Below are 14,712 nucleotides of genomic sequence, written 5' to 3' on the forward strand. Positions count from 1 at the left end.
ACGCGAGCAGGCGCGTGCAATGCACCGCATCGACCGGGCGGCATCGCGCAGCGTCGTCGCCACCGGCATGCAGGGCGCAGATGCACCACCTGCCTGCCGCACATCTGGGACACTACGCGTCACAACGTCCGGAATGCCTATGTCCAACTCAATCGATACCGACCGACGTCCACGCGTTGGCTGCGGCGCGTTCATCCGCCGCGCCGATGGCCGCCTGCTGCTGGTGCAGCGCGGGCGTGCGCCCGAGCAAGGCCATTGGGGCCTGCCCGGCGGCAAGGTGGACTGGATGGAGACGGTGGAGCACGCGGTGGTGCGCGAAGTGCTGGAAGAAACCGGCCTGCACGTGCAACTGCAAGGCGTGCTGTGCATCGTCAGCTACTTCGAGCCGGACCTGACGCCGCCGCAGCATTGGGTCGCGCCGGTGTATCTGGCCGCGATCCAGGGCAGCGAGCACGCCGAGCGCCGCGAGCCCGAGGCGATCGCCGACATCGGCTGGTTCGCGCTGGATGCACTGCCGTCGCCACTGACCACCTCCACGCTGCAGGCGGTGCAGCATCTGCCACCGACTGCGGCGTCGACACCTGCCGCCTGAGCGCATGACTTCAGTGCATGCGTCGATGCACCGGCACGCGCCGTGGTAGTCGCGATGTCGATGTCCGCCGGATGCAAGCAAACGCATCAACCTGCCTGCGATAGAGAACGCTCGCGCACGCTTGATGCGATGCTCCGATTGCACGCTGTGGTGTGCGTAGTTGCAGCATTTGCGTTACATCGCGTCGTTACATGCAGCGCCATTGTCTGCACGCGATGCAAGCCGGCCGCTGACGGTATCCTTGGCGGTTCGACTTGCCTGGGAGGGCACTGCATGACACGTCATTGGTTGAACAAGACGCTGGCGCTCACGTTGATCTGTACCGCGTGCAGCGTGCACGCAATCGCCGCCGAGCCGGCACCACCGGCGGCCGCATCGGCCCCCGATGGCATCCGGCATGTGCCCGCATTCGACCTGCCGGTGTCGGAATATCTGAGCCCGGCCGCGCGTGCGCATATGGCCGCCGGGGTGGCCCGCGCCGATCCGTTGGACAAGGCCGACAACGCCACCTTGCTCAAGCAATTGCCGAGCATCCGCGCCGACACCGAGCGTTGGGCCAAAGGCGTGATTGCGCAGCTGCGCACGCGCTACGCGGTGGAGATCACGCCCGAAACCTGGAACGGTGTGCCGGTGCTGCGGGTGGAGCCGCGCACGCGCACACCCGAGCAGGCCAAGCGCATGTTGATCGAACTGCATGGCGGTAGCTTCGTGATGGGCAGCGCGGCCTCGTTCGGCTTGATGGAAGCCATTCCGCTGGCGGCGATGACCGGCATGACCGTGGTCGCGGTGGATTACCGCATGGGGCCCGAGCACCATTTCCCGGCCGCCAGCGAGGATGTGGCGGCGGTGTATCGCGCCGCGCTCAAGAGCTATGCGCCAGAGCGCATCGGCCTGTTCGGTTGTTCGGCAGGCGGCGTGCTCACCGGTGAATCGCTGGCGTGGTTTGCCAAGGAAAAGTTGCCGATGCCGGCGGCGGCCGGGCTGTTCTGCGCCGCAGGCGATGCGCGCTACCGCGGCGATTCGCGCATTGTGGTGGCGGCAGTCAACGATGCCTTGTTGCCGGACAAGGCCGGTGCGTTGCCGATCTGGGAAGACCTGTACTACGGCGACAACGTGGACTTCCACGACCCGCTGGTGTCGCCGGTGTTTTCCGATGCGGTACTGCAGCAGTTCCCACCGACGCTGTTTCTGACCGCCACGCGTGCTGCCGAGCTGAGCAATGCCGCCTACACGCATGCGCGCTTGGTAGACCTGGGCCGCGAATCGGACCTGCATGTGTGGGATGGCTTGGGGCACGCCTTCCACCTCACCAATGCACTGCCGGAGAGCCAGCAGGCGCTGCGGGTGGCGGCGCGTTTCTTCAGCAAGCACCTGGGCCTGCCGCCGCCGCCGCTGGCCGCACCACGCTAACGCCACGCTGACACTGGCTAGGCGCGGCGCTTACATCCTCTCACCTAGCTTGAGGCCGACTGGCGTTGCACATGCAGCGCCGTTCTATCAGGAGAATCGAATGAGTCTGCAAATTCCTCAGGGTGCGTTGGTGGTGGTGGCCGATGGCGGCGAAGCGCGCTGGTTCACCAACACCGGTAACGAAGCCAAGGTGGTGCTGCGCCAGCACGCGCGCACCGATGTGCAGAACGTCGACGACGATGGCCCGGCCGGCAAGGCGCCGCAGGATCTCAGCGAGGCGGACATGGATGAAATGACCTTCGCCAAGCAGCTGTCGCATGCCTTGAACGATGGCGCGCTGAAGCACGAGTACACGCATCTGGTGCTGGTCGCCGACCCGACCACGCTGGGCCGCGTGCGCCCGCTGCTGCATAAGGAAACCCAGCAGCGCCTGGTCGGCGACCTGGCCAAGGACCTGACCAACCTGCCGCTGGAAGAGATCCAGCGCGCATTGTCGTAAGCACACCGGAGCCGCTAGACGATGGGGTTTGTTCGCGACTACGCCACCCAGGCGCCCGAACGCAGCGAGGTGGATGCACAGGCCGGTCTGCAGGTGCTGGAGTTCGGCACCGACTGGTGCGGCCACTGCATTGCCGCACAACCACTGCTGCAGAAACTGCTGGGTGGCGTGGCGGCGCTCGACTACCGCAAGATCGAAGATGGAAAAGGGCGGCCCCTGGGCCGCTCGTTCCGCGTCAAGTTATGGCCGACCATCATCCTGCTGCGCGACGGTGTGGAAGTGGCGCGCGCCGTGCGCCCGCAGACGCGCGAGGATCTGCAGCCGCTGCTGTCGCAGCTGGGTGAGGCGCTGGTGTAAGCATGCACAGCGCCTGATTCGATGGCATGCACTACGGCAGGACATGCGCAGTGCACCGAGGGCGTGAGATACGCGCCAAATGCGCCAGATGCCGTGAAACAAGCACTTTTCAGCGATGCGCCGCCATCGCGGCTGCAGCGATCTGCGCGCTGTAGTACCATAACGGGCTGATCAAGCCCTTGGGCATTGCCCATCCCTTGGTCGTCTGTCCCGCAGCGTCGCTGAGTCCACGCGGCCGTCCGGGAATGCCTCCGGCGTCATCTTGTGCATGTGCCATTGCCATGCCTGCGTGATGCGCCGTGTCCTGTGCGTTGCCAGGGCGAGCGGGCAGCGATGGCCGCACATGGAGACACAACACATGCACGACACGCGCGCGATTGCCTCGCACTTCGGTTGGTTCAAGCGCCGCCGCCAACTGCAACTGGACGAGGTCACCGTGGTGGACCGCGGCATGCTGCGCAAGGCGGTGGGTGCCGCCGCGCTGGGCAATGCGATGGAGTGGTTCGACTTCGGCGTGTACGGCTATCTGGCGGTGACGTTGGGGCAGGTGTTCTTCCCGGCCAGCAATCCCACCGCGCAGTTGATCGCCACCTTTGCCACCTTTACCGTCGCCTTCCTGGTGCGGCCGATCGGCGGGCTGGTGTTCGGCCCGCTCGGTGACCGCTACGGGCGGCAGAAGGTATTGGCCGCGACCATGATCCTGATGGCCCTGGGCACCTTCAGCATCGGGCTGATTCCGTCCTACGCCAAGATCGGCCTGTGGGCGCCGGCGCTGCTGTTGCTGGCGCGGCTGTTGCAGGGGTTTTCCACCGGTGGCGAATACGGCGGCGCGGCGACCTTCATTGCCGAATACGCCACCGACCGCAATCGTGGTTTGATGGGTAGCTGGCTGGAATTCGGCACCCTGGGTGGCTACATCGCCGGCGCCGCCACGGTGACGGTGTTGCACATGACGGTGACCCAGGCGCAGATGCTCGACTGGGGCTGGCGCGTGCCGTTCCTGATTGCCGGCCCGCTGGGGCTGCTGGGCCTGTACATGCGTATGAAGCTGGAAGAAACCCCGGCATTTCGCGCCTATACCGAACAATCGGAACAGCGCGAGCGCGAAACCGCCGCGCAGGGCCTGCTGACGATGCTGCGCCTGCACTGGCCGCAGTTGCTCAAGTGCGTGGGGCTGGTGCTGGTGTTCAACGTCACCGACTACATGCTGCTGACCTACATGCCCAGCTATCTCAGCGTCACCATGGGCTATGCCGAGAGCAAGGGCCTGTTGCTGATCATTCTGGTGATGCTGGTGATGATGCCGCTCAACATCGTCGGCGGCCTGTTCAGCGACAGGCTGGGCCGCCGGCCGATGATCATCGGCGCCTGCATCGCATTGTTCGCGCTGGCCATCCCCTGCCTGCTGCTGATCGGCAGCGGCCACGACGGCTTGATCTTCGCCGGGCTGATGCTGCTCGGCCTGGCGCTGGTGTGCTTCACCAGTTCGATGCCGTCCACGCTGCCGGCGCTGTTCTACACCCCGGTGCGCTACAGCGCGTTGTCGATCGCCTTCAACGTGTCGGTGTCGTTGTTCGGCGGCACCACACCGCTGGTGACCGCCTGGCTGGTGGAGCGCAGCGGCGACCCGCTGGTGCCGGCGTACTACCTGATGGGCGCGGCGGCGATCGGCCTGGTGACCATGCTGTTCGTGCGCGAAACCGCCGGCCTGCCGCTGCGCGGCTCGCCGCCGGCGGTGGCCACCGATGCCGAGGCGCGCGCATTGCTGCGCAGCGACAGCCCGGTGACGGTGGATGCGCAGCTGCCTGGCAGCACGGCGCCTGCCATGGGCCAGCCGCATACGGCGTAAGCGGACCCGGCGCGATCGGCCTTGTGTGCCAACGCGGGCACACAAGGCCGGTTGGATTCACACAGGGGCGGGCGAGCGTGCACGCCGCTATGCCAATGGATCCCTGCAGTCGCCGCCCCTAGCGTGGTAGGCGACCGCCGCTGTCGGGCAGCTCAGGGCTGCGCATATCGGCCGACGGCATGCCTTCGCCGGTTTCCACATAGCGCTTGAGACTGCTGCCCAGAAAGAAGCGCCAGCCGCGTGCGCAGGCCTCTTTGCAGGGCGAGTCGCGATAGCCGGAGTGTTCGAACTCCACCTGCGTGCCCTGGCTGGTGGAATGCAGGTCAAAGCGCATCACCGTGCCCTTCCAGGCGTCGGTGTCGAGCATGTTGGAGGCGTGGCAGCGCCAGCGCACCAGGCGGTAGTCGGCGCCGTCGTCGATGCTCAGCTCCACCCGCCAGCCCTGCCGGCTCCAGTCCAGCCGCACCCGGTTCTCGACCAGGCTCACCTCGCGTGTCCACCAGCGCGCCAGCTGCATGGGCTCGGACAAAGCGGCGCAGACCACTTCCGGCGCGGCCGCAATGACGATGCTGTGGCGGATCTCACGATTCATGTGATCGGCATTGGCTGCTTGAACCCCGATGATCGCGCATTTTGCCAGCCATTTGCAGGATGGTGTTTTTCGCTTGCCGAGTTCGCTCGTCCGGCGCTCACATGGCGCTGGGTACCATCGCCGCAAGCCCCCAACGACGAAGAGCAGGCATGACGACGCTTCCGATCCCGGTGATGGACGTTGCCGCGCAACGCGATCTGGCCACCGCGCACGCGCTGTTGGAAAACCCCGGCGTGGCCGCCCGACTGGCCAATGCAATGGGCGCGCCGATCGAGAGCCTGATCACCCGACGGCTGCCGAAGCTGGTCACCCGCAGCATCGACGGCGTGACCCGCCGCGCGCTGCAGGTGGCGATGAAATCGGCATTACTGAGCCTGCGCGGCAAGACCGATCTGCAGCAGCCTGCGTCCACCGCACGCCACACCATGGCGGTGGCTGTCGCCGGTGGTGCCGGCGGATTCTTCGGCCTGCCCGGGCTGTTGGTGGAGCTGCCGGTGACCACTACGGTGATGTTGCGCTCCATCGCCGATATCGCCCGTTCCGAAGGCGAATCGCTGCAGGATCCGGACACCGCGCTGGCCTGCCTGGAAGTGTTGGCGCATGGCGGGCGCAGTGTCAGCGACGACGGCGCCGAATCGGGCTACTTCGCGGTGCGCGCGGCAATGGCGCAACAACTCAGCGCTGCGGCGCATTACGTCACCGCGCACGGGTTTGCCAGCAAGGGCGCGCCGGTGCTGGTGTCGCTGGTGTCGCGCGTTGCGGCCAAGTTCTCGGTCAATGTCGGCGAAAAACTCGCCGTGCAGGCGGTGCCGCTGGTCGGTGCGGTGAGCGGCGCAACCCTCAATACCGTGTTCATGCGCCACTTCCAGGCGATGGCGCGCGGGCACTTCATCGTGCGCCGGCTGGAGCGGCGCTATGGCGAGGAAGCGGTGCGACGTGCGTATGACGCATTGCCGGCGGCGCGTTGAACCTAACGCCCCGCGGTGCCGCGCATCTGCCGCAGGCAAGCTGCAAGCTCCATCCAGGCAACCTGCAAGCATCCACGGAATTTGCGGGCCTGCGTTGATGCACGCGCACTCGCATGCGGGCGCGGCGCCGCATCGATGCCCTCGTGCGCACTGCGCAACGCCGCCGCCGCGCGCGACAATCGGCTTCGCTCTTCCTGGATATCTTCCATGACCAAACCCTTTTCGCCAGCCTCCGCGCGCAACCGCGACCCGATCCTGGAGGTGTTGCAACGGCACTTTGCCGACCGCCGCAATGTGCTGGAAATCGGTGCCGGGACCGGGCAGCACGCGGTGCATTTTGCGGCGGCGATGCCGTGGTTGCGCTGGCAGGCCAGCGATCATGCCGACCATCTGCCGGGCATGACGCAGTGGCTGGACGAGGCGGCACTGCCGAATACGCCGCCACCGATTGCATTGCAGGCGGCGCTGACGCCGACACCGGGCCTGGCGCCCACGCCGCCATTGCCGCCTGCGCAGGCGGGCGAGCCTGCCGGCTACGACGCGGTCTACAGCGCCAATACCTTGCACATCATGGGCTGGCCGCAGGTGCAGGCGTTGTTTGCGGGGTTGCCGGCGGTGATGGCGCCGGATGCGCTGCTGGTGGTGTATGGGCCGTTCAACCGCGATGGCCAATTCACCAGCCAGAGCAATCGCGCGTTCGATGCGATGCTGCGCGAACGCGATGCCGCATCGGGCATTCGCGATGCCGAAGCGGTGGATGCACTGGCGGCGTCGGTGGGCTTGCAGTTGATCGACGATGTGGCGTTGCCGGCGAACAACTGTTGCCGGGTGTGGGCGCGTCAGTCGCGTTGAGTGTGTCGCCGAGAGATTGCTGATATTGCAGCGCCGCTGTTTTCCAGTGAAGTGCAAAGGCCCTGGAAAGCGCGCCGCACGCGGGCCTGCGCTGATGAAGTGGCCGTGCACTGCCGCAGTCAGCGCCGGCGTCGTTCCAGCCACCACAGTGCTGCGGCCAGCGTGAGCCAGGCTAGCAGCCAGGGCCAGCGGGCGCCGGGCTGGGCTGTTGGCGCGCCGACGCTTGCGGGCGTGTCGATGGCGGCCATCGCAACGGTGGCGTCGCGGATCTGCTGGGTGTGCAGCGCGGGGGCATCGCGGGGTGCGCGGACATAGAGCCAGCGCTGTTCGGTACCGGTCTGCAGACGATGCCATCCTGCGGCGGCCGGCCAGTAGGCGGCGCAGGCCCGCGCGCCGCTGGCGGGATCGATCAGCAGCGCTTGAGATGCGCCCGTAGGGCCGATGACGGCCGCGTCCGCGGCGACGCCGCACAGCGTCATGCGGTGTTGCGACCAGCCAGTCTGCACCGCAGCCGGCGCGCTGCCGCCTGCGCGGGCGACAGCGCTCACCAGCTGCGCCCACAGCGCGGCATGCAGGTCGCTGCGGCCGGCCAGGACCAGGGCAAAACTGTCTTCGATCAGGCCGATGCCGATGCGGCCGCGGCCTTGCGGCCGCCACCAGCCCAACGCGCTGCCGTCGTCTGCGCGTGCGGCGATCACGGCGTCGGCCTGTTGCGGCTGCAGGGTGCGGCGTTGCAGGGGCGGCAGTGGCGCGGCGTCGGCCGGCGCTGCGGCTGCGTCGCTTGCGCCGGGCGATGCCACCAGCGAGCGCGGCGCGGGGACCGCTGCGCTGGTGCTGCCGCCTGTCACGGCCAGGCCCAGCTCGCCGAGCGCGGCGCGGGTGGCAGCATCCAGGGGGCCGTCGGTGCGCACCAGCACGCCCAGGCCGCGGCCGATCGCGGCGCGCACGCCCTGGCGCTGCGCGTTGCCCAGGGCGACCAGGCGGCGCTGGTCGATGACCAGCAGGTCCAGCGCATCCAGGCTGGCGGCATCCAGCGCAGCGCCCTCGCCCAGTTGCACGCCGGGGCCGACGGCGATCTGGCTGCGCACCTGCATGCCGGCATCGCTGGCCCAGCGGCGCAGGTATTTCAGTTCCGGCTGCGGCGCGCCGGCCAGCAGCAGCATGCGTGCGGACGGCACTGCGGCGATCAGCACCGGCACCTGCACGCGGCCGCGTTCGGCGCCTGCGCCATCGCGCAGGCGCAGCGCGAACAGCACCTGCCCCGGTGCGCGCGCCTGGCCACGCAGCTGCACCTGGCCGGCCGCATCGGTGGCGGCGGTGTCGACCACCTGCCCGGCCGGGTCCAGCAGCTCCACCCGCGCGCCCGGCAGGCCCTGCACACGCGCGTTGATGGCGATGCGTTCGCCGGGTGCGACCGGCGGCGGCGTGGAGACGGCGACCAGACCGGTCGGCAGCGGAGCCAGCGCCAGCCGCACAGGGACGCGCAGGCCGTCGCGGTCGCGCGCCGGCAGGCCGCTGCCATGCACGACCAGCGCGGTGGTGCCGGGCGCGCGCCGCAACGCGGTGGCCAGGTCCGGCACGTGTGCCACGCCGGGCAAGGCGGGCGCCTCGGGCAGGGCGACCCACGCCGCAGCAGTCGGGCGAACCTGGTCTGCCGGGGTGCCTGCGGTGGCGACATGCAGTTCGCTCGCACTGCCGGCGCGCGGCGGCGGCAGCAGCACCGGGTAGAGCAGGCCAGCCAGGAGTGGTTGGGCGGCAAGCAACAGCCACAGCCGCGCGCGTGGTTGCCGGGCATGTGCGCGCAGCAGCCGGAACCAGCTCAGCATCACCAGCAGCAACAAGGCACTGCCGACCAGCCAGGGCAGCGCGAGCGTCATGCCTGCGGCTCCGCTTGCGTACATCCAGCCTGCCGTGGCCCCAGGCGCCGGGTGGCCGCGCGCGCATGCAGCAGTCGCACGCTGCCGCGTGCGGTCAACCGGGGTGGTGGCAGCATCATGGTTGCGGCTCCTGGTGCAGGGCATCCAGATAGCGCTGGCCGCGTGCGTCGGCAGGGGCGCGGCGGTGCAGCGGGGCCGGCGGGGCGACCAGCGTGCGCCAGACCTGGGCGCGCAGCTGGGCGCGGCAGCTGGCGCAAGCGGGTTCGGCGCGCAGGGTTTCCACCGCCGCGGCCAGGCCCAGCGGATCCTGCAGGCGCTCCTGCTGGGCCTGCAGCCACTGCGCGTAGCGGGCCAGGGTGGCGTCGGGCACCGGGGCCTGCTCGCCGAGCGCGTCCCACAGCTGCAGCGCCGACGGGTCCGGATCCGGGCGGCTGTCCAGGCCGGCGGCACGGTCGCCCAGGCCGGCGCGGTCGCCGCTCAGGCGGCGGCTGGGGTCGATCGGCGGCAACTGCGTGCCGACCCGCGCCAGGTAGATGCGTTCGGCCTGCTGCACCTGCTTGATGAAGCCCAGCGCCTTGTTGGCAAACGGCAACGCACGCTCCGGGTGGCCCTGGCGCAGCTCGCCCTCGGACTGCCACATCTGGTCCAGCGCGGCGCGCAGCAGCGCGCGGGTCTGCGGGTCGAGCAGGGTGGCGGCTTCGGCATGGTCGTGGGTGTGCCCGAACTCGGACAGCACGTCCTGCGCCTGGCCGAAGCCGCCGCGCTCCGGCCCGCCGTCGCCATGCCCATGGTCGTGGTCGTCCAGCGCGGCAGCGCCGGCCTCGGCGGCATGGTCGTGCGCATCGTGCCCGTGTTCGTCCCGGGCGGGCGCGGGCGCCGCAGGCGTTGCCGGCGCATCCGCGGTGGGCATGTCGGCGGTGGGCAGATCCTCGGCCGGGGCGTCGCTGGTCGGCGCTTCGTCGGCGGTCGGCGGGCCCTTGGGCGCACCTTCGCTCTCCTCGCCCAGGAACTGGCCGTAGCGCAGCCGCAGCAGGCGCTGGTCCACGCCGATGGCGTCGGCGCGCTTGAGGTAGGTGGCCGGGTCCAGGCGCGGCTTTTCCTTCAGCAGCGCCTCGGCGTCGATGATGATCTGGCGCTGGCTGCGGAAATAGGCCGGTAAGGTCTGCTTGACGCTGGCCTCCAGGCCGGCGGCCATGGTCTGCTCCGGCGGTGGCCAGCGCAGGATCACGCTGGCGCTGCGGCCTTCCTGCGGGCCAGGCTGGCGGGTGTCGTGCACGATGAGCTGGGCGATCAGGTCGTCGCCGGCGGCCATGCCCAGCGCCTGCGGCTGCAGCGTGGTGGAAAAGCCGCGCAGCCGGGCCGGGCCGCTGCCGCCGAGCGTGCGGCGCTGGGTCTTGAAGGTGATGTTTTCGCCGCTGCCCTGGGCCAGGGTCAGGCGCAGCTCGGCGCTGGCGGCGACCGCGTAGTCGTCGCTGGCTTCGAAGCGCAGCGCCCAGCCTCGATTGCCGGTCTGGGACGGCGTCCACAGCACCAGGCTCTGTTCGGGTGCCAGCACGCGCACCTGCGGCGGGCGGTCCGGCAGCACGTCGAGGCGGTGCAGCTGGCGGTCGGCCGGCGCGCCGTCGATGAGGATGCGGTACAGGCTGGCGCGCTCGGCGACCCACTGACCCTGCCATTGATCGGTGCTGCCTTGCCGGGCCAGCGCGATGCTGCGGCCGTCACTGAGCCGCAGCGCCACGCTGCGCGGGGCCGGGTTGACCTGCAGCTGCCAGTGCAGCCGGGTGCCGGTGGGCACACGCGCATCCAGGCCGGGCAGGCGTGCGGGCGGCAGGCCGGTGTAGGCGGGCGGCGTGCTGTGCAGCCGCGCCTGACCCAGGGTGGGGGCGCCGGTGCCGGCGCGTGCGGCAGCGATCCGGTCGTTGCCTGCGGTGGGCCGGTGAGCGGTGTGCGGCCACAGCAGCACCGCGGCGCAGGCGAGCAGGCCGGGCAAGCCCCATGCCAAGGCGCGCCGCCAGGGCCAGGCCGGGCGCAGATCACGCGGGGTGCTGCGCAGGCGTTGTTCCAGGCGCTGGCGCTGCAGGGCCTGCAACGGGCCGAGCTGCCCGGCCGGGGCGAACAGCAGGTCGCTGCTGTCTTCCAGATCCGCGTCGCGATCCAGCCGGCGGATCAGCCAGGTCTGGTCGAGCCGGCGTGCCGCCAGCAGCGCCACGCCGATCAGCGCCAGCAGGCCCAGGAGCAGCAACGGCAGGATCGCCGGCTGCGCACCGGCACGCCACGCCAGCAGCGCCGGCAGCGCGGCCAGCGGCAGCCCGCACAGCAGCACGCCTGCGGCCTGCCGTCGCCGCGCGGCCTGCCAGGCCAGGTGCAGGGCCGGCGTGCTCATGCCGCGCGGCTCCGGCGGGGCGCGGTGGCCAGCCAGCGTTCGATCGCAAACAGCAGCAGCACCAGGCCGATCAGCCATGGCGCCAGCGGCCAGGGGGCGCTGGCCAGGCGGATGGCGGGGCCGCGCTGCGGCTGCTGGGTCTGCGCCAGCGCGCGCTGTGGTGCGGGTGTCGACTGCAGGGCGTCGTGCAGGCGGGTGGGGAAGTCGGCATCCAGCAGCGCCGGCAGCCGCTGCGGCTGCAAAGGCGCGGCCCAGCGCAGCAGGCGGCCGCGGCCAACCGTTGCGGCATCGATCAGCGCGGCGCCGTGTGCGTCCTGCAGCAGCGCTTGCAGCGGGCCCGCCAGTGCGGGCGGGGCCGGCGTCTGCGCATCGAGCAGCAGCTGCCCGCCGGACGCGACCCAGGCGATGACCGGCGCCGGTGGTGGGCGCTGCGATAGCCACGCCACCACCGTGCCGGCCGGCCAGCGTGCCGACTCGGCAGCGCTGGGGGCGCTCACCGGCAATGCGCCGGGCAGTGCCCAGGCGGCATGCACGGCACGCAGATAGCGCAGGGCCGGCTCGGTGGGGGTGTCGGCGATTGCCTGCAGCCGCAACGGTGGGACGGGCGCCACGGCGGCCGCCGGCGACTGGCCGGGCAGCACCTGCCAGCGCACCTCGCGCGACAGCTGCAGGCGTTGCGCATCCAGCGGACCCCACTGGCTGGGCACGATCACGCGCAGCGCGGTCTCCGGCGGCAGGCTGGCATCGAGTTCGCGCAGCAGGCTGCCGACCGACGGCGCGGTGCCGGCGGGCGTGGCAGGTGGGTGTGCGGCATCGGCAGCGATCGGCGGGAAGCCCGGTGCCAGCCATACCCACTGCGCGTTGGCCGCGTGGCCGAGCGCCCGGGCCGCGGCCAGGTCCACGCCGGGGCTGACCGCGATGCGCGGGCGCGCCTGCTGGTGGTCGCGCAAGGCCGGCTCGGCCAGCAGCAGTGCCACTGCGGCCAGCAACAGCAGGCGCACCAGCAGCAGCGGCCATTCGTCGAAGCGCAGCCGGTGCCGGGGTCGCGGCTGCGCGCGCAGCCAGCGCAATGCGGCAAAGTCGGTGGGCCGGTGTTCGCTGCGTCGGGCCAGATGGATCAGCAACGGCAGCAGCAGTGCGGCCAACGCGGCCAGGCCGGCGGGAAACAGCAGGAGCAGGTTCACTGCTGCGCTCCCTCAGCTGCGGCGGTGGCGCCGGCGCGCTGGCTCATCGCCGCGCACCGTGTGCAAACAGCTCGCGCAATGCCGCATCCGGTGGCGCATCCAGATAATGCACCGCGTGCGCAATGCCGGCCGCCTGCCAGCGCGCCTGCAGCGCGCGCTGGGCAGCGCCGAAGCGTTGCAGATACGCAGTGCGCATCGCGGCGCCGTCGCCGAGCAGTTCTTCGCCGGTTTCCGGGTCGCGGAAGCGGTGCCCGCCGCTGAAGGGGAAATCGCGTTCGTCGCAGGTCAGCACCTGCAGCTGCATCACCTCGCGGCGTGCGGCGGCGAGTTTTTCCAGCGCGCCGAGCAGGTCCTGGTCGAAGCCGTCGCCGATCGACAGCACCAGCGCATGGGCGGCGATGCGTTCCCACAGCGGACGCAGCGCGTCCATGCCCGGCCAGCGGCCACCGGCGCGCAGCCCGTGCAGGGCCAGCCAGAGCCGGTCGCGCTGGCGCGGCCCGCCACCGGCCGGCACGGCCACCAGGCCATCGCCATGCACCGCGAACAGGCCGACCTGGTCGCCTTGCCGCAGCGCGACCTCGGCAGCGCACGCGGCCAGGGTCGCCATCGCCTGCAGGCGGGTGACCTGCGGGCGCGCCTGGTCGGTCTGGCCGGCGGAGGCGGTGGCGTCGAGCAACACCCACAGCGTCAGCGGGCTTTCGCGCTCGGCCTCGCGCACGAAGAACCGGTCCGAGCGGGCGTAGAGCTTCCAGTCGATCTGGCGCAAGGCATCGCCGGGCTCGTAGGCGCGGTATTGCGAGAATTCCAGCCCGGCGCCACGGCTGCGGCTGGCGTGCTGGCCGATCCCTTGCGCGCCCTGCGCCTGCCGCGCACGCAACTGCAGGCCGCGCAGGCGGCTGCGCAGCTCGGCGGGAATCAGTGCCGGCACGTCCATGCTCACGCCGCAACGCGCCTCACGCCGGGAACGGCACGGCGCGCAGCAGCGCGGCGACCACATCGTCGGCGCTGCGTTGTTCGGCCTCGGCGGCGAACGACAGCAACAGGCGATGGCGCATCACCGGCGCGGCCAGCGCGACGACATCCTCGCGGGTGGCGGCAAGGCGGCCATGCAACAGCGCACGCGCCTTGGCCGCCAGCACCAGCGATTGCCCGGCGCGTGGGCCGGCGCCCCATTTGATCCACTGGCGCACGTCCTCACTGGCCTGCGGGCCTGGGCGGCTGGCGCGTACCAAGCGATTGATCCAGGTCAGCAGATCCGCGCCCACATGCACGTGCCGCACCTGTTGCTGCAGCGCCAGCACGCTGTCGGCGTCCATCACCCTGGGCACCTGCGCGCTGCTGGTGCCGGTGGTCTGGCTGAGGATGTCGCGCTCTTCCTGCTCGCTGGGATAGTCCACCCGCACATGCAACAGGAAGCGGTCCAGCTGCGCTTCCGGCAACGGATAGGTGCCGGCCTGTTCGATCGGGTTCTGCGTGGCCAGCACGAAGAACGGCGCCGGCAACGCATAGGTGGTGCCGGCGTAACTCACCGTGCGCTCGCTCATCGCCTCCAGCAGCGCGGCCTGGGTCTTGGGCGGGGTGCGATTGAGCTCGTCGGCCAGCAGCAGGTTGGTGAAGATCGGCCCCTGCTGGAACCGGAACTGGCGATGTCCGGTGCCGTGATCCTCTTCCAGCAGCTCGGTGCCGAGAATGTCGCTGGGCATCAGGTCCGGGGTGAACTGCACGCGGCGGAACTGCAGCTCCAGCGCCTGCCCCAGCGAGCGCACCAGCAGCGTCTTGCCCAGGCCGGGCGCGCCTTCCAGCAGGCAGTGGCCGCCGGCGAGCAGGCCGATCAGCAGTTGCTCCACCACCGCGTCCTGGCCCACCACCGCCTGCGCCAGGGCCGCACGCAACGCGCCGAGTTGGGAGAGCTGCCGGGTGAGGGTGTCGTCGTTGGGGGAAGTCATGGGAACCGTCTCGTTGTGGGGCTGCTGGCGTAGGAGCGCGCTGGCGCGCGATGCGCTACGGGTGAATCTGCATCGCGCGCAGGCGCGCTCCTACAAAGGCGTGCGGGGCTCGCGGGTGCGACGTCGGTGGATGCCGTGCCCGTGCCTGCGAAACATCTCACGCGATCTGTGTAGGAGCGCGCTGGCGCGCGAGGCGGTGTTAC

At 70.5% G+C, this 14,712-nt stretch carries 14 protein-coding genes; 7 read left to right on the plus strand and 7 right to left on the minus strand.

The features are described 5' to 3' along the window. Positions 1-133 precede the first annotated feature (133 nt). The 5 genes from AC1KVE_RS20175 (at position 134) to proP (ending at position 4,707) form a co-directional block, all read left to right on the plus strand. Positions 134-592 (plus strand): NUDIX hydrolase, encoded by a 459-nt coding sequence (locus tag AC1KVE_RS20175; RefSeq protein ID WP_104646594.1) that lies wholly within the window; start codon positions 134-136, stop codon positions 590-592. Between the two features lie 273 nt (positions 593-865). After that, on the plus strand, positions 866-2,002 hold the full coding sequence (locus tag AC1KVE_RS20180) for an alpha/beta hydrolase (protein ID WP_260214081.1): 1,137 nt from the start codon (positions 866-868) through the stop codon (positions 2,000-2,002). 100 nt (positions 2,003-2,102) lie between these two features. After that, a complete protein-coding gene (locus AC1KVE_RS20185) occupies positions 2,103-2,501 on the plus strand; it encodes a host attachment family protein (protein ID WP_016902952.1) in 399 nt (132 codons plus the stop codon). A gap of 21 nt (positions 2,502-2,522) precedes the next feature. Beyond that, complete coding sequence (locus tag AC1KVE_RS20190) at positions 2,523-2,858, plus strand: thioredoxin family protein (protein WP_047126468.1); 336 nt, start codon at positions 2,523-2,525, stop codon at positions 2,856-2,858. A gap of 358 nt (positions 2,859-3,216) precedes the next feature. After that, positions 3,217-4,707: a glycine betaine/L-proline transporter ProP gene (gene proP / locus AC1KVE_RS20195; RefSeq protein WP_024940035.1), complete on the plus strand. Its 1,491-nt coding sequence runs from the start codon at positions 3,217-3,219 to the stop codon at positions 4,705-4,707. A gap of 118 nt (positions 4,708-4,825) precedes the next feature. Here proP and AC1KVE_RS20200 read toward each other — a convergent pair whose 3' ends face one another. Further along, positions 4,826-5,299 (minus strand): SRPBCC family protein, encoded by a 474-nt coding sequence (locus AC1KVE_RS20200; RefSeq protein WP_184457643.1) that lies wholly within the window; start codon positions 5,297-5,299, stop codon positions 4,826-4,828. A gap of 173 nt (positions 5,300-5,472) precedes the next feature. On the opposite strand from AC1KVE_RS20200, the gene AC1KVE_RS20205 reads away from it, so the two are divergent. Beyond that, a complete protein-coding gene (locus AC1KVE_RS20205) occupies positions 5,473-6,267 on the plus strand; it encodes an EcsC family protein (protein WP_184457960.1) in 795 nt (264 codons plus the stop codon). Between the two features lie 2 nt (positions 6,268-6,269). Here AC1KVE_RS20205 and AC1KVE_RS20210 read toward each other — a convergent pair whose 3' ends face one another. Then, positions 6,270-6,476, minus strand: a complete 207-nt coding sequence (locus tag AC1KVE_RS20210) for a hypothetical protein (protein WP_481092995.1) — start codon at positions 6,474-6,476, stop codon at positions 6,270-6,272. Here AC1KVE_RS20210 and AC1KVE_RS20215 point away from each other — a divergent pair. Continuing rightward, complete coding sequence (locus AC1KVE_RS20215; RefSeq protein ID WP_184457645.1) at positions 6,475-7,119, plus strand: DUF938 domain-containing protein; 645 nt, start codon at positions 6,475-6,477, stop codon at positions 7,117-7,119. The genes AC1KVE_RS20210 and AC1KVE_RS20215 overlap by 2 nt on opposite strands. Before the next feature lie 119 nt (positions 7,120-7,238). Here the strand turns inward: AC1KVE_RS20215 and AC1KVE_RS20220 are convergent, their stop codons facing one another. The 5 genes from AC1KVE_RS20220 to AC1KVE_RS20240 are packed head-to-tail and all read right to left on the minus strand — an operon-like array spanning position 7,239 to position 14,509. Further along, positions 7,239-9,140 carry a carboxypeptidase regulatory-like domain-containing protein gene (locus AC1KVE_RS20220; RefSeq protein WP_481092994.1) on the minus strand — a complete coding sequence of 634 codons (1,902 nt, stop codon included), beginning with the start codon at positions 9,138-9,140 and terminating at the stop codon, positions 7,239-7,241. Next, on the minus strand, positions 9,112-11,379 hold the full coding sequence (locus AC1KVE_RS20225) for a hypothetical protein (RefSeq protein WP_481092993.1): 2,268 nt from the start codon (positions 11,377-11,379) through the stop codon (positions 9,112-9,114). The genes AC1KVE_RS20220 and AC1KVE_RS20225 overlap by 29 nt, the downstream gene beginning before the upstream one ends. After that, on the minus strand, positions 11,376-12,563 hold the full coding sequence (locus tag AC1KVE_RS20230) for a BatA domain-containing protein (protein WP_481092992.1): 1,188 nt from the start codon (positions 12,561-12,563) through the stop codon (positions 11,376-11,378). Before AC1KVE_RS20230 ends, AC1KVE_RS20225 begins: the two co-directional genes overlap by 4 nt. 43 nt (positions 12,564-12,606) lie before the next feature. Beyond that, positions 12,607-13,503 carry a DUF58 domain-containing protein gene (locus AC1KVE_RS20235; protein ID WP_481092991.1) on the minus strand — a complete coding sequence of 299 codons (897 nt, stop codon included), beginning with the start codon at positions 13,501-13,503 and terminating at the stop codon, positions 12,607-12,609. A gap of 13 nt (positions 13,504-13,516) precedes the next feature. Further along, positions 13,517-14,509 (minus strand): AAA family ATPase, encoded by a 993-nt coding sequence (locus tag AC1KVE_RS20240; protein ID WP_024940482.1) that lies wholly within the window; start codon positions 14,507-14,509, stop codon positions 13,517-13,519. Positions 14,510-14,712 lie beyond the last annotated feature (203 nt).

It is taken from the genome of Xanthomonas sp. NCPPB 2864 (assembly GCF_056675615.1).

Coding starts and splice junctions, on each gene's coding strand:
- AC1KVE_RS20175 (WP_104646594.1), top strand. CDS start 134: ATGCCTATGTCCAACTCAATCGATACCGACCGACGTCCACGCGTTGGC.
- AC1KVE_RS20180 (WP_260214081.1), top strand. CDS start 866: ATGACACGTCATTGGTTGAACAAGACGCTGGCGCTCACGTTGATCTGT.
- AC1KVE_RS20185 (WP_016902952.1), top strand. CDS start 2,103: ATGAGTCTGCAAATTCCTCAGGGTGCGTTGGTGGTGGTGGCCGATGGC.
- AC1KVE_RS20190 (WP_047126468.1), top strand. CDS start 2,523: ATGGGGTTTGTTCGCGACTACGCCACCCAGGCGCCCGAACGCAGCGAG.
- proP (WP_024940035.1), top strand. CDS start 3,217: ATGCACGACACGCGCGCGATTGCCTCGCACTTCGGTTGGTTCAAGCGC.
- AC1KVE_RS20200 (WP_184457643.1), bottom strand. CDS start 5,299: ATGAATCGTGAGATCCGCCACAGCATCGTCATTGCGGCCGCGCCGGAA.
- AC1KVE_RS20205 (WP_184457960.1), top strand. CDS start 5,473: ATGGACGTTGCCGCGCAACGCGATCTGGCCACCGCGCACGCGCTGTTG.
- AC1KVE_RS20215 (WP_184457645.1), top strand. CDS start 6,475: ATGACCAAACCCTTTTCGCCAGCCTCCGCGCGCAACCGCGACCCGATC.
- AC1KVE_RS20210 (WP_481092995.1), bottom strand. CDS start 6,476: ATGGAAGATATCCAGGAAGAGCGAAGCCGATTGTCGCGCGCGGCGGCG.
- AC1KVE_RS20220 (WP_481092994.1), bottom strand. CDS start 9,140: ATGCCCTGCACCAGGAGCCGCAACCATGATGCTGCCACCACCCCGGTT.
- AC1KVE_RS20225 (WP_481092993.1), bottom strand. CDS start 11,379: ATGAGCACGCCGGCCCTGCACCTGGCCTGGCAGGCCGCGCGGCGACGG.
- AC1KVE_RS20240 (WP_024940482.1), bottom strand. CDS start 14,509: ATGACTTCCCCCAACGACGACACCCTCACCCGGCAGCTCTCCCAACTC.